Source organism: Roseateles flavus (assembly GCF_039872765.1).
GTDB classification, from domain to species: domain Bacteria; phylum Pseudomonadota; class Gammaproteobacteria; order Burkholderiales; family Burkholderiaceae_C; genus Roseateles_B; species Roseateles_B flavus.
Window position 1 is genome coordinate 57,968 of sequence record NZ_JBDPZC010000013.1, and the last position, 13,414, is coordinate 71,381.

The 13,414-nt window shown below is 69.1% G+C and carries 10 protein-coding genes; 2 read left to right on the top strand and 8 right to left on the bottom strand.

Annotated elements, in window-relative coordinates:
• Positions 1 to 233: 233 nt before the first annotated feature.
• The 6 genes from ABDJ40_RS21450 to ABDJ40_RS21475 all read right to left on the bottom strand — a co-directional run bounded on the left by ABDJ40_RS21450 (position 234) and on the right by ABDJ40_RS21475 (position 8,775).
• On the bottom strand, positions 234 to 1,286 hold the full coding sequence (locus tag ABDJ40_RS21450; RefSeq protein ID WP_347612731.1) for an MvdC/MvdD family ATP grasp protein: 1,053 nt from the start codon (positions 1,284 to 1,286) through the stop codon (positions 234 to 236).
• A 39-nt stretch (positions 1,287 to 1,325) separates the two neighbouring features.
• Positions 1,326 to 2,324 (bottom strand): MvdC/MvdD family ATP grasp protein, encoded by a 999-nt coding sequence (locus tag ABDJ40_RS21455; RefSeq protein ID WP_347612733.1) that lies wholly within the window; start codon positions 2,322 to 2,324, stop codon positions 1,326 to 1,328.
• A gap of 113 nt (positions 2,325 to 2,437) precedes the next feature.
• Positions 2,438 to 2,695 (bottom strand): microviridin/marinostatin family tricyclic proteinase inhibitor, encoded by a 258-nt coding sequence (locus ABDJ40_RS21460; RefSeq protein ID WP_347612734.1) that lies wholly within the window; start codon positions 2,693 to 2,695, stop codon positions 2,438 to 2,440.
• A gap of 244 nt (positions 2,696 to 2,939) precedes the next feature.
• A complete protein-coding gene (locus ABDJ40_RS21465) occupies positions 2,940 to 4,328 on the bottom strand; it encodes an efflux transporter outer membrane subunit (RefSeq protein ID WP_347612735.1) in 1,389 nt (462 codons plus the stop codon).
• A 10-nt stretch (positions 4,329 to 4,338) separates the two neighbouring features.
• Positions 4,339 to 7,497: an efflux RND transporter permease subunit gene (locus tag ABDJ40_RS21470; protein WP_347612737.1), complete on the bottom strand. Its 3,159-nt coding sequence runs from the start codon at positions 7,495 to 7,497 to the stop codon at positions 4,339 to 4,341.
• 15 nt (positions 7,498 to 7,512) lie between these two features.
• The gene (locus ABDJ40_RS21475; protein ID WP_488473454.1) at positions 7,513 to 8,775 is read right to left on the bottom strand and encodes an efflux RND transporter periplasmic adaptor subunit; all 1,263 of its coding nucleotides are present in this window, start codon (positions 8,773 to 8,775) and stop codon (positions 7,513 to 7,515) included.
• A gap of 259 nt (positions 8,776 to 9,034) precedes the next feature.
• On the opposite strand from ABDJ40_RS21475, the gene ABDJ40_RS21480 reads away from it, so the two are divergent.
• Entirely contained in the window at positions 9,035 to 9,775 is a 741-nt protein-coding gene (locus ABDJ40_RS21480) for a TetR family transcriptional regulator (protein WP_347612738.1), read from the top strand.
• A 136-nt stretch (positions 9,776 to 9,911) separates the two neighbouring features.
• Positions 9,912 to 12,374 carry a YgiQ family radical SAM protein gene (locus ABDJ40_RS21485; protein ID WP_347612740.1) on the top strand — a complete coding sequence of 821 codons (2,463 nt, stop codon included), beginning with the start codon at positions 9,912 to 9,914 and terminating at the stop codon, positions 12,372 to 12,374.
• A gap of 47 nt (positions 12,375 to 12,421) precedes the next feature.
• Here ABDJ40_RS21485 and ABDJ40_RS21490 read toward each other — a convergent pair whose 3' ends face one another.
• Together ABDJ40_RS21490 and ABDJ40_RS21495 are read right to left on the bottom strand one after the other, a co-directional pair.
• Positions 12,422 to 12,913: a hypothetical protein gene (locus ABDJ40_RS21490; RefSeq protein WP_347612742.1), complete on the bottom strand. Its 492-nt coding sequence runs from the start codon at positions 12,911 to 12,913 to the stop codon at positions 12,422 to 12,424.
• Entirely contained in the window at positions 12,906 to 13,310 is a 405-nt protein-coding gene (locus ABDJ40_RS21495) for a phage holin family protein (protein ID WP_269630398.1), read from the bottom strand. The genes ABDJ40_RS21490 and ABDJ40_RS21495 overlap by 8 nt, the downstream gene beginning before the upstream one ends.
• Between the last annotated feature and the right edge of the window lie 104 nt (positions 13,311 to 13,414).

The following is a 13,414-nucleotide window of genomic DNA, read 5'->3' on the forward strand; positions in this document are numbered from 1 at the left end:
GCACTCTTTGACTATGCGGCAGCGTCGCTTGGCCCCATTTCCTGCGCATCGGCCTCGCAAGAACGAGGACGGCCCGGCGAAGCCGGATCCGCGGCTGTCGTGCGGGGCGAGTGCCGGCTTTGCTGAGCACTCTTTGTGATTGCGCTTCTGAAAAAGCCCACCGGCTTGCACCGGCGGGCTTTCTTGTTTGTGGGCCCTGTTAGGGCCCGTGGCCGGCCCTGCGGCCGGACGGCTCAGGCCGCCTGGGCCGCCAGCTCCTGCGGCTTGCCGCGGGCAAAGAAGTCAGGGGCCAGCAGGCCCGGTGCGCCGCGGCGGGGCGCATTGCCGATCAGCACGTCGGCCAGGGCATCGGCGATGGGCAGGCCGGGGTGCTGCTCCAGCCACATGAACTCGCCGGCCGGGTTGAGTTCAAGGAAGACATGGCGGCCGTCAGGGGTCAGGATGAGGTCGATCGCGCCGTAGTTGAGGCCGAAGGCGTCCATCAGGGCCAGCAGCTTGGCCTGGATGTCCGCCGGCAGGGTGTGGTGCTGCCAGTCCTGCAGCATGCGCCGACCCTCGCGACGCCAGTCGGTCCGTGCACGCTCGTTGGCCTGGGAGTCGATGGCCGCAGCAAAGACCTGCTCGCCCACGATGGTCACCCGCAGCTCCAGCGCCTTGGGCACCAGGGCCTGGAAGGTCATCGGTCCATGACGGAGGGCATCCAGGTGGTCCAGGTCCTCGGGCTGGATGCGGTTGGTGAACATCACCTTTTCCTGCCCCTGCTCATAGATGGCGAAGGAACTGAGCATCTTGCCCACGATGCCTTGCGGATGTACCGCGAAGAACTCGCGCACGGCCTGCGGATCGTTGGTGGAGAGGCTGTCCGGGATCTCCAGGCCCAGGTGGGCCGCCGTCTTGAGCTGCAGCTGCTTGTGATCGGCGCGGCGCACTTTCTCGTAGCCGTCCAGCTGGAAGCAGTCCAGGCTGTGCAGCAGGCCCAGAACCTGGGCCCGGCTCTCCTTCTGGGCGGCCTCGCGGTAGGCGCCAGGCACGGTGTCCGGGATGCCGCCGCCGATGCGCAGGCGACGGTAGTAGCAGGACTGGAGCTCGGCCATGTCCAGCTGTCCCAGGGGCGTCTTGAGCAGCAGGGTCTGCTGGCGGCTGTCGGCATGCAGGCTCAGCTGCACGGACGAGGGGAAGAGGTCAGTCTCGAAGCACCAGGCCGTGGCACCGCGGGCCATCAGGGCACGGGTGATCAGGGGGGTGCAGTGGTGGTCGCGGGAGTGGGTGACGATCAGGACATTCATGGGATCAGGGCATCAAGCTCAAAGTTTCCGGCTCAGGGATCAGGCAGCCGGCGCGGCAGCAACAGGGGGCGGGACATCAGCCAGCAGGGCTGCGGCCAGCGCATCGGCAATGGGCAGGCCCAGCTCGCGCTGGAGCATGCCCCACTCGCCGCAGGCATTGACTTCCAGGAAGACCCAGTCGTCATCCGGGGTGTGGATGAAGTCCGCTGCACCGTAGCGCAAGCCGAGACGGCGCATCAGGGCGAGGAACGGCCGGGCCACCGCTGCCGGGAGTTGGGCCAGCTGCCAGGACAGGCCCGCCTGCGGGCGCCAGTCGTCCACCCGCCCTGCCCCGGCCTGCGGACGGATGGCGCCGCAGAACAGCTGCTCGTCGACTGCGATGACCCGCAGCTCCTCGGCCTTGGGTATGCGCTCCTGGAACAGCGGCGGGCACAGGGCAAGGCCTTGATCGTCCTGCAGATCGGCGGCCTCAATGACCGTGGTGTAGAGATTGCCGCCACCGCCGCTCATGCCCGGCGCCAGCACCGTCTGCATCTTCATCACCACGCCCTGCGTCTGGCGGGCATGGAAAGCGCGGACGGCCTCGGGGTCGTTGCTGCAGAGCGTGTCCGGCACGCGCAGGCCGGCCTCGCGGGCCAGGCGCAGCTGCCGCAGCTTGGCCGCGGCGCGCTCCACCTGCGGGAGACCGTTGATCCAGCGGGCCTGCTCCAGCCGGTCCCACAAGGCACGCAGGACATGGCGGCATTCCTGGACGCAGGAGGCCCGGAAACGTTCATCGACGGCATCGGAAAGGGCCGGCGGCTGGAGCTGGCGCAGCCAGACGGCCTGCACGGCGTCCAGGGCGTGCGTGCGCCCCTGCAGGCGCAGGAAGCCGGCGTCCACGCCGCCCTCCAGGCTCAGGCCCAACTGCCAGTCCAGCGGGAAGCGGTCGCTGTCCACACGCAGAGGCTCGGCGCCACGGCGGCGCAGGGCCTCGGCCACCCAGTCCACGGTCGTGTGGTCGGCGGCGTGGGTCAGCAGGAGTACAAGGGGCGACACATCGAATCCAGGCGGGCAAGCAATGCCGCCCCGCTCACCCGGATTCAAACGAGGGCGAAGGGGGCGGACAGGAAAGGCAGGCGCCGGCCCCGGGGCACGGCGCCCGGGGAGGATCAGACCTCGTTGCCGAGGTGATCGTCGCCGTCGGAGGGGTACTTCAGGGTGACGACGATGTCATCCTTGAGCGGGCTGGTGCTGGTGGCAGCGGCCGAGACCGTCTCGGGCAAATGGTCATCCCCGTCGGAGGGGTACTTCAGGGTGTGCTCGGGCTGGTCCAGGGTCTTGGAGGTGGCAGAAGCGCCACCACCGCTGACGGCGTCCAGTTCCTGGGCTTCCAGGAAGCGGGCGAAGAAAGGCAGTTTTTCGGACATGGTTCATTCCTCCATCGGTTGCTGAAATCAGCGGCCGGCACCGGACCTCCCGATCCGTGCGTGACAGCCGCTGCGCATCATAGGAGCGATGCCTGCCATGGATAACCGTTATTCCTCAGTGCCAACCCCGAATTGACACGAATACCGCCCAGGGATTGTGTCGGCATGAAAAAGGGCAGGCCGATGGGCCTGCCCTTGTCATGGTCCTGACACGCCCGGCCAGCGCCGGGACGCACAGGCCGCCTCAGCGCTGTGCGCGCAGCTCGGCTGCAGCACCGCCGCCCAGCACCTTGTAGAGCTGAACGCCGGACTGCAGCGCCGCCAGGCGCACCTGCAGCGCGGCCTGCTGCGCGGCGAAGCTGCCGCGCTGGGCATCCAGCAACTCCAGGCTGCTGGAGGCGCCGTTGGCAAAGCGCAGCTCGACCAGGCGCAGGCGCTCGGCCTCTGCCGCGGCCTGCGCCTCCTGGGCACGCAACTGCTCGGTCAGCGTGCTGCGGGCGGCCAGCGTATCGGCCACCTCGCGGAAGGCCTGCTGGATGGACTTCTCGTACTGCGCCACCGCGATCTCGCGGGCGGCCTGTGTGGCCTTGAGGTTGGCGCTGTTGCGGCCAGCATCGAAGATCGGCATCAACGCCTGGCTGGCAAAGCTCCAGGCCGTGTTCTTGAACAGGCTTGAGAGCTCCGAGCTGGCGCTGCCGACGCTGGTGCTCAGCGTGATGCTGGGGAAGAAGGCCGCGCGGGCCGCGCCCACATTGGCCTCAGCGGCCACGAGCAGGGCCTCCGACTGCCGCACATCAGGACGCTCCAGCAGCACACTGGACTTCACGCCCGCGGCCAGTGGCGCCAGGGCCTGGGTGGCCAGCGGCGCAGCGGCCGGAAGATCCTGCGGCAGAGGCTGGCCCAGCAGCAGCACCAGGGCGTTCTCATCCTGGGCGCGCTGGCGCTGGGCCTGGGCCTGAGCGGCACGGGCCGCTTCCAGCGCCGAGATCGCACCCTGCAGTTCCAGGCTGGAGGCTGCGCCCTGGTCGAAGCGCAGGCGGGTCAGGCGGTGGCTGTCCTCGCGGCTGGCCAGGGTCTTGCGGGCGTAGTCCAGCAGCGCGTCGTCGACCTGCAGCGCATAGTGGGCCGAGGCCACGCCGGCGACGAGGCTCAGCTGGGCGGCACGGGCGCCGTCCTCGCTGGCCAGGTAGCGGGCCTGGGCGGCGTCGCTCTGGTTGCGCAGCTTGCCCCAGAGGTCCAGCTCATAGGCCGTCACCTGCAGGCCGGCCTGGTAGCTGGCGGTGATGGTGTCGTCCTTGGCATTGGGCTGGCGGTTGCTGATGAGGCCGGCGGCCACGGTGGGCCAGCGGTTGGCATCGCTGACGCGGGCCAGGGCCGCAGCCTGGTCCACGCTGCGCAGCGCGACGCGCAGGTCGCGGTTGTTGCGCAGGGCGATGTCCACCAGGGCCTGCAGGCGCGCATCGGCGTAGAAGTCGCGCCAGGCCGGCAGGGTCAGGTCTTGCCCGGCGGGCTGGCCCGCCTGCTCGGCCACCGGCAGCGCCGGCCGTTCATGCTTGGGGGCCAGGTTCATGCAGGCCGACAGCGCGGCCAGGGCCACGACGCTGAGGCCGAGGCGCAGTCGAGAAGCAATCATTCTTGTCATATCAGTGGCCCTCCGCAGCGTGGCCGATTCCATGGGCATGGTGCGCATCGAAAGCCTTCTGACGCTCGCTCGGCTTGAACAGCTTGCGCACCACCAGGAAGAACACCGGCACGAAAAGCACCGCGAGCACCGTGGCCGAGATCATCCCGGACATCACGCCCGTGCCGATGGCCCGCTGGCTGGCGGAACCGGCGCCGCTGGCGAACACCAGGGGCAGCACGCCCAGGATGAAGGCCATGGAGGTCATGATGATGGGACGGAAGCGCAGGTGGCAGGCCTCCAGGATCGCCTCCACCAGGGTGCGGCCTTCGGCCTGCAGGTCCTTGGCGAACTCGATGATCAGGATGGCGTTCTTCGCCGACAGGCCGATGATGGTGATCAGGCCCACCTTGAAGAACACGTCGTTGGGCATGCCCCGCATCGTGGCCCCCAGTAGCGCGCCGAACAGGCCCAGGGGCACCACCAGCAGCACGGCAAAGGGAATGGACCAGCTCTCGTACAGCGCGGCCAGGCACAGGAACACGGCCAGCAGCGAGAACAGCAGCAGCACGGTGGCTTGCGAGCCAGAGATCTTCTCCTCGCGCGACAGCCCGGTCCATTCGTAGCCGATGCCCGGCGGCAGCTGGGCCACCATCTTCTCCAGCTCGGCCATGGCGGCGCCGGTCGAGGCACCGGGCGCGGCATCACCGGCCAGGCGCATCGCGGGGTAGCCGTTGTAGCGCACGGCCTGCATCTGGCCCGTGATCCACTTGGTCGTCGCGAAGCTCGAGAGCGGCACGCTCTGGCCCTTGTTGTTCACCACGTTCAGGCGCAGCAGGTCCTCGGGCTGCATGCGGGCGCCGGCCTCGGCCTGCACCACGACACGCTGCAGGCGGCCGTTGCTGGGGAAGTCGTTCACATAGGCCGAGCCCAACTGGGTACCGATGACGGTGCCCAGGTTGTCGAAGCTCACGCCCAGGGCGTTGGCCTTGTCGCGGTCGATGTCCAGCTGCAGCTGGGGCGCGTCTTCCAGGCCGTCCGGACGCATGCCGGTGATGACCTTGCTCTGGCTGGCCATGCCCATCAGCTGGTTGCGGGCGTTCAGCAGGGCCTCGTGGCCCAGGCCGCCGCGGTCCTGCAGGCGCAGGGCGAAGCCGGTGGCCGTGCCCAGCTCGGGGATGGGCGGGGGCGAGAGCGGGAAGATGAAGGCGTCGCGCACGGCCATGAAGGCGCCGAAGGCGCGGCCGGCCAGGGCCTGCGCACTGTGCTGCGCGCCCTTGCGCTCCTCCCAGGGCTTGAGCGGCACGAACACCAGCGCGGCGTTCTGGCCCTGGCCCGAGAAGGAGAAGCCGATCACGCCCACGGTGTTCTGCACCTCGGGCTGCTTGAGCATGAAGTCCTCGACCTGCTTGACGGCGGCCTCGGTGCGGTTGGCCGTGGCGCCCGGCGGCAGCTGCACGTTGACGATCAGGTAGCCCTGGTCTTCATTGGGCAGGAAGGAGGTGGGCATGCGCACATAGAGCAGGCCCACCACGGCGATCACCGCCACGTAGACGAAGAGCATGCGGCCGCTGCGCTTGAGCAGCTTGCCCACCCAGCCTTCGTAGCCCTTGGCCGTGGCCGAGAAGCCGCGGTTGAACCAGCCGAAGAAGCCGCTCTTGGAATGCGCCTCGCCCTGCTTGACGGGGCGCAGCAGCGTCGCGCACAGCGCGGGGGTGAGGCTCAGCGCCATGAAGGCCGACAGCAGCATGGACGCCACCATCGCCAGCGAGAACTGACGGTAGATGTTGCCCACCGAGCCGGCGAAGAAGGCCATGGGCACGAAGACAGAGACCAGCACCACGGTGATGCCGATGATGGCGCCAGAGATCTGGCTCATCGCCTTCTTGGTGGCCTCCAGGGGCGAGCGCCCCTCCTCGTTCATGATGCGCTCGACGTTCTCGACCACCACGATGGCGTCGTCCACCAGAATGCCGATGGCCAGCACCATGCCGAACAGCGTCAGCACGTTGATCGAGAAGCCCATCCACAACATGATGGCAAAGGTGCCCAGCAGAGCGATCGGCACCACGATGGTGGGGATGAGGGTGTAGCGCCAGTTCTGCAGGAACAGGAACATCACCAGGAACACGAGGATGATGGCCTCGACCAGGGTCTCGACGACCTGCTCGATGGAGATCTTCACGAACTTCGAGGAGTCGTAGGGGATCTCGTAGACCACGCCTTCGGGGAAGAAGCGCTGCAGCTCGACCATGCGGTCCTTGACGGCCTGCGCGGACGCGAGCGCATTGCCGCTGGGCGAGAGCTGGATGCCGATGCCGGTGCTGGGCTTGCCGTTCAGGCGCGAGTAGGAGCCGTAGCCCTGCCCGCCCAGTTCCACGCGGGCGACGTCCTTCAGGCGCACGGTGGAGCCATCCGGATTGGCGCGCAGCACGATGGACTTGAACTGCTCCACCGACTCCAGCTGACCCTTGACCACCACGGTGGCCGACATGGTCTGCGTGCTCAGGTTGGGCAGCTCACCGATCGAGCCGGCGGGCACCAGCGCGTTCTGCGCGCGGATGGCCACATTCACTTCAGCCGGGCTGATGTTGAAGGACTGCAGCTTGGCCGGATCCAGCCAGATGCGCATCGCGCGCTCGGTGCCGAAGAGCTGGGCCTGGCCGATGCCGGGCAGGCGCTGCAGTTCGGGAATGATGGCGCGCGAGGCGTAGTCGCCCAGCGCGATGGGGTCCATGCTGCCGTTCTTGCTGGACAGGGTCACGAACAGCAGGAAGTTGTTGCGCGCCTTGTCCACGCGCACCCCCTGCTGCACCACCGAGGCCGGCAGGCGCGGCGCGGCACGCGAGATGCGGTTCTGCACCTCGACCTGGGCCAGGTCGATATTGGTGCCGGGCTCGAAGGTCACGGTGATGGCGCCCGTGCCGTTGGCCTGCGAGACGGACTCGATGTAGGCCAGGTTGGGCGAGCCGTTGAGCTCCTGCTCCAGCACGGAGATGACGCTCTCGTCCAGGGTCTGGGCGGAGGCGCCGGGATAGGCGGCGCTGACCACCAGGGAGGGCGGCGCCACCGTGGGGTACTGCGCCACCGGCAGCTTGGTGATGGACACGGCGCCGAACACCAGGATGAACAGTGCGATCACCCAGGCAAAGATCGGCCGGTCGATGAAGAAGCGTGACATGCCTTCTCCTTGGGATCAGTGGGCCGCGGCGGACGCCGAGGAAGCGGGCGCGGACGCCGGGGCGGGAGCAGCAGGCGCGGACGCCGCGCTGGCCGACCACGGCACCGGCGACACCGGCGCGCCCGGCACGAACATCTTCTGGAAGCCGTCGACGATGACCTGCTCACCCGGCTTCAGGCCGTCCAGCACCACCCAGTGGCTGCCCTGGGCGCCGCCCAGCTTGACCATGCGAGGCTCGGGCTTGTTGCCGGCGCCGACCACCAGGACGGTGTCGCCCTGCGTGCCGCGCTTGACGCCCTGCTGGGGCACCAGCATGCCGGCCGGCATCTCACCCTGGGCCAGGCGCACGCGCACGTACTGGCCGGGCAGGAGCTGGCCGTCGTCATTGGGCATCTCGGCGCGCAGCAGGACCTGGCCGGAGCCGGGGTCCACGCTCAGGTCAGTGAACAGCAGCTTGCCGGCCTTGGCCGATTCATGGCCGTCGTCCGTCACGGCGCGGACCTGGGCGGCCGCGCCGTCCTTGCCGGCGGCGCGCAGCTGGCCCGAGGCCAGGGCGCGGCGCAGGCCCTGCACTTCGTTGGCGCTCTGGGTGAAGTTGACGTAGACCTTGTCGGTCTGCTGGATCAGGGCCAGCTGGGTCGCCTCGACGGCGCTGACCAGGGCGCCCTCGGTCACCAGGGCGCGGCCGATGCGGCCGGAGATGGGCGCGCGCACGCTGGCGTACTCCAGGTTCAGGCGGGCGGTCTGCACGGCGGCCTTGGCGGCGGCCACGTCAGCCTCGGCGGCCTTGGCGGCGGCCACGGACGCCAGGTATTCCTGCTGGCTGATGGCCTTGGCCTCCACGAGTGGCTTGTTGCGCTCGGCCTGGGCCGCGGCCTGACTGACATTGGCCTGGGCCTTGGCCAGCTGGGCATTGGCGCTGTCCAGCGCGGCCTGGTAGGGCGCGGCATCGATCTGGAACAGGGGCTGCCCTTCCTTCACCAGGCTGCCTTCGGTGAACAGGCGCTTCTGCACCACGCCGTTGACGCGGGCACGGACCTGCGCCGTGCGCAGGGCTTCCACCCGGCCCGGCAGTTCCACCTGCAGGGTCACGGCCTGAGGCTCCACCTTGATCACGCCGACCTGGGGCGGCGGCATGCCGCCCGGGCCGCCCTGGGCGCCGGCCTGGCCGCCCCCGCAGCCCACCAGGGCCGCGGCCAGGGCCACTGCCAGCGGCATCAGGTACAGGGCACGCGCCCGGGGGGAAATCGAAAAATTCGAGGCCGTCACGGCGGCCATCTTGTTCTGGGACATCACGAGCAGTCCTTTCTGAGGCAATCACGGCCTCCAGTGTCGGAGGCTGCAAACACAAAACTGTCAGGAGTGCTGCCGGGAGCCTGGCACAGGCACGGCAGCAGGCCGGAGCGCAGCATCTTGCTGCAGATCAAGCCTTCCGATCACGACGAAAAAGCCATGGCCATTTCGACAGCAGTGTGGCGCAGTATACATACATTCGTGTGTGTATGTTTCATGACGTGTGATCTACAATCCGCACATCATGGTCCGCAAAACCAAGCAAGAAGCCCTCGAAACCCGCCACCGCCTACTGGACGCAGCGGAGCAGCTTTTCCATGAGCGCGGCGTTTCCCGCACCTCCTTGCAGGACATCGCCAGCGCAGCCGGCGTCACCCGCGGCGCCGTCTACTGGCATTTCCAGGACAAGGTGGAGCTCTTCACCGCCATGATGGACCGGGCCACCATGCCCCTGGAGGAAGGCCTGCTGCCTCAGGAAGCAGCCAGCCAGCCCATCACCCTCACCGACTTGCGCTGGGGCCTGCTCAACGTCTTCCACAGCTGCAGCCACAGCGAGCGCACCCGCCGCGTCTTCGAGATCGCCATGAAGAAGGTGGAGTTCAGCGGCGAGATGCAGGCCCTGCAAGCCCGCAAGCTGGCCAACCACCGCGCCTGGCGCAGCCAGAACGAGGATTGTTTCCGCGCCGCGCAGGCCACCGGCCAGCTGCCGCCGGGGCTGGACGTCTCGGCCGCCGCCATTGCCCTCGTCGCCCTGGTGGACGGCCTGATCCACCAGTGGATCATGGACCCCGCCGCCTTCGACCTCATGGCCATGGGCGAGGCCGCCATCGACCGCTTCATGGACAGCCTGGGCCAGAGCGGCACCCGGCTGCTGCCTCCCGTCACGGCCGAGGAACGCACCCGCCTGGGCACCCAGGCCATCTGCCGCCCCACGCAGGACGGCCTGCACATCGCGCCACCCGGCGCCGAAAAAGCCGTCCGCTGAGCCAGATTCACGCCAGCAATCTCCGGCAGCACATGGGGCCATGCCCCGGATCCCACCTTGACCCGCGACAATAGCGGGTTGCCCGCGAGGGCTGTTCCCTGCCCGCTCCTCGCCAGCCTCTCCAAGAACGCATCCGATGTCCGCCCACGCCACCCTCACCCCACCGAAGCCCGCCAAGCCGCTCAGCGGCTACAAGCCCTTCTGGGCCAAGCGCTTCGGACCGGCCCCCTTCCTGCCCATGAGCCGGCAGGAGATGGAGCAGCTCGGCTGGGATTCCTGCGACATCATCATCGTCACCGGCGACGCCTATGTGGACCACCCCAGCTTCGGCATGGCGGTGATCGGGCGCACCCTGGAGGCCCAGGGCTTTCGCGTGGGCATCATCGCCCAGCCCGAGTGGAACTCGGCCGAGCCCTTCAAGGCCCTGGGCAAGCCCAATCTGTTCTTCGGCGTGGCGGCCGGGAACATGGATTCCATGATCAACCACTACACCGCGGACCGGAAGATCCGCAGTGACGACGCCTACACCCCCGGCGGCGAAGCCGGCAAGCGGCCCGACCGCGCCAGCCTGGTCTACACCCAGCGCTGCCGCGAGGCCTACAAGGACGTGCCCGTGGTGATCGGCGGCATCGAGGCCTCACTGCGCCGCATCGCCCACTACGACTACTGGCAGGACAAGGTCCGCCGCTCGGTGCTGGTCGACTCCAAGGCCGACCTGCTGGTCTACGGCAATGCCGAGCGCGCCATCGTCGAGATCGCCCACCGCCTGGCGCGGCGTCAGCCCATCGAGTCCATCACCGATGTGCGCGGCACCGCCTTCATGCGCCACCCGGACGATCCGGCCCTCGCCGGCTGGTACGAGCTGGACTCCACGACGGTGGACGCCCCCGGCCGCATCGACGAGATTCTCAACCCTTACGCCACGACCGAGGAAACAGCCGAGGCCAAGGGCGCGAGCTGTGCCAAGAGCGAAGGCACAGCCGACGCGGCAGTCCCGGCCGTCCAGCCCATCCAGATCGTGCGCCGCACCGTCTCGCGCGATGACGGCCGTGCCGTCACCACGCCTCGCGAGCGCACCGTGATCCGCCTGCCCGCCTTCGAGCAGGTCAAGAGCGACCCGGTGCTCTACGCCCATGCCAACCGCGTGCTGCACCTGGAGACCAACCCGGGCAACGCCCGCGCACTCGTGCAGCGCCACGGCGAGCGCGATGTCTGGCTGAACCCGCCGCCCCTGCCCCTCTCGACGCCCGAGATGGACCTGGTCTTCGACCTGCCCTACGCCCGCAGCCCGCACCCGCGCTACGCCGACGAGAACGGCAGCCACGACCACGGCACCAAGATCCCGGCCTGGGAGATGATCCGCTTCAGCGTGAACATCATGCGCGGCTGCTTCGGCGGCTGCACCTTCTGCTCCATCACCGAGCACGAGGGCCGCATCATCCAGAGCCGCTCGGAGGACTCCGTGATCCGCGAGATCGAGGAGATGCGCGACAAGGTCAAGGGCTTCACCGGCATCGTCTCCGACCTCGGCGGCCCGACGGCCAATATGTACCGCATCGGCTGCAAGTCGCCCGAGATCGAGGCGGCCTGCCGCAAGCCCAGCTGCGTCTACCCCGGCATCTGCCAGAACCTCAACACCAACCACGACCCGCTGATCAAGATGTACCGCCGGGCCCGCGCACTGCCTGGCGTCAAGAAGATCCTGATCGGGTCCGGCCTGCGGTACGACCTGGCCATCCAGAGCCCCGAGTACATCCAGGAGCTGGTCACGCACCATGTGGGCGGCTACCTGAAGATCGCGCCGGAGCACACCGAGTCCGGCCCGCTGTCCAAGATGATGAAGCCGGGCATCGGCACCTACGACCGCTTCAAGCAGCTCTTCGAGGCCGCCAGCGAGGCCGCGGGCAAGAAGCAGTTCCTGATCCCCTACTTCATCGCCGCCCACCCGGGCACCTCCGACGAAGACATGATGAACCTGGCCGTCTGGCTCAAGCGCAACGGCTTCCGCGCCGACCAGGTCCAGACCTTCTATCCCAGCCCCATGGCCACCGCGACGGCCATGTACCACTCCAGCAAGAACCCGCTGAAGAAGGTGACCCGGGACAGCGAGGCCGTGGACATCGTGCGCGGCGAGCGCCGCCGCCGCCTGCACAAGGCCTTCCTGCGCTACCACGACCCCAACAACTGGCCCCTGCTGCGCGAGGCGCTCAAGGAGATGGGCCGGGCCGACCTCATCGGCAATGGCAAGCACCACCTGATCCCGACCTTCCAGCCGGCAACCGATGGCAGCTACCAGAGCGCGCGGCGCAAGAACTCCACGCCGACCTGCGGCAAGACCTCGGTGACCAAGCCCCTGGCCAAGGCAGCGAGCCCGCACGGGGCCTCGCCGCGCGGCGCCGCCACCTCGGCCCCTCGCAAAGGCCAGATCCTGACCCAGCACACGGGCCTGCCGCCGCGGGTGACCGGCGCCGCCAAGCCCGGCGTGAGTCGCACGACGGGCGTCAAGCCTGCAGCAGCGCCAGGCACCCGGCCCGGCGCCAAGCCGGCCGGCCGGCCCAGCATGCCATCAGCCCGCCCCGCAGGCAAGAAGCCGCGCTGAGACGCTGCATCCCCGAGCCCGGTGATCGCGTCGCGATGAGGGCCGGCTCAGGCCCCAGGCGCTTGGTTTGGCGCTTGGTTTGGCGCTTGGTTTGGCGATTGATTTGACGCTGCGTTCGCCGCCGCCGACGGTGACTCGGCAGGCGCCACATCGTGCCCGCCCGTGGGGTCCGCAGCAGGGTCCGCGGCGGGTCCGGCATCGCTTCCTCCACTACGGCCCGGCGTCCCCGCGCCCCAGGCCTGCCACAGCCCGTAGGCCGTGCGCCCCAGCCTCAGCCAGGGCAGCCAGCGGCGCCAGCGCCTCTGCGCGGACCGGGCCCCCAGACCTGCGAGCAGGCCCAGGCCCATCGCGCTCCAGCGGCCAGCAGGCGCCTGCGTCCAGGAGCGCCAGCGTTGCCACAGACCCAGGCCCAGATCACCGACCGCCAGGGCCGGACGCAGCCGTGCCGCATCGGCGGCCAGCTCGGCACGCAGCTCGGCCTGGCGCAGGCGCAGCTCGAGCTGGCGCTGCTTCAGGGCCAGCCGACGGGCCTCAAACATCGGGGCCTCCACGCAGCAGGGCGCGGTCACGCTGGAGCTCGGCCAGGCTCTGCTCGAACAGGCTGCTGGGTGCCGAGAGCCTGGCCAGGGCCCAGCGCCAGGCAGCCCAGGCGCCAAGCCCATAGAGCAGGGCCAGCCCCAGGGCCATCAGCCACTGCCAGGGCGCCGGCAGCACCCACACCAGGGCCAGGCTCAGCAGCCCCAGGGCCACCGCGCCCAGCACCAGGCACATCAGCAGGCCGGCGAGCCCGGAGAACAGGCGCAGCTTCTCCGCTTCCCACTCCGTGCCCAGCAGGGCCAGTCGCAGCTGCAGACTCTCCAGCACACGGTCCAGGCTGCGGCGCAGCTGGCTCTCGAGGCCGGTGGCAGGGTTCTCGGGTGGGGCGTCCTGGGACATGCGGGCGGCGGGCGCAGGGAGCCCGCAGGATTGGCAACGATGTCATTGTGCGCCGCCCTCGGGCGGGCCCGCCCACAGTGTGGCGCGCAGGACGCAGGAGACCC

Excerpts from the sequence above, each read along its gene's own strand:
- ABDJ40_RS21450 (WP_347612731.1), bottom strand. The coding sequence starts at position 1,286 with ATGAATGTCCTGATCGTCACCCACTCCCGCGACCACCACTGCACCCCC.
- ABDJ40_RS21460 (WP_347612734.1), bottom strand. The coding sequence starts at position 2,695 with ATGTCCGAAAAACTGCCTTTCTTCGCCCGCTTCCTGGAAGCCCAGGAA.
- ABDJ40_RS21465 (WP_347612735.1), bottom strand. The coding sequence starts at position 4,328 with ATGATTGCTTCTCGACTGCGCCTCGGCCTCAGCGTCGTGGCCCTGGCC.
- ABDJ40_RS21470 (WP_347612737.1), bottom strand. The coding sequence starts at position 7,497 with ATGTCACGCTTCTTCATCGACCGGCCGATCTTTGCCTGGGTGATCGCA.
- ABDJ40_RS21475 (WP_488473454.1), bottom strand. The coding sequence starts at position 8,775 with ATGGCCGCCGTGACGGCCTCGAATTTTTCGATTTCCCCCCGGGCGCGT.
- ABDJ40_RS21480 (WP_347612738.1), top strand. The coding sequence starts at position 9,035 with ATGGTCCGCAAAACCAAGCAAGAAGCCCTCGAAACCCGCCACCGCCTA.
- ABDJ40_RS21485 (WP_347612740.1), top strand. The coding sequence starts at position 9,912 with ATGTCCGCCCACGCCACCCTCACCCCACCGAAGCCCGCCAAGCCGCTC.
- ABDJ40_RS21490 (WP_347612742.1), bottom strand. The coding sequence starts at position 12,913 with ATGTTTGAGGCCCGTCGGCTGGCCCTGAAGCAGCGCCAGCTCGAGCTG.
- ABDJ40_RS21495 (WP_269630398.1), bottom strand. The coding sequence starts at position 13,310 with ATGTCCCAGGACGCCCCACCCGAGAACCCTGCCACCGGCCTCGAGAGC.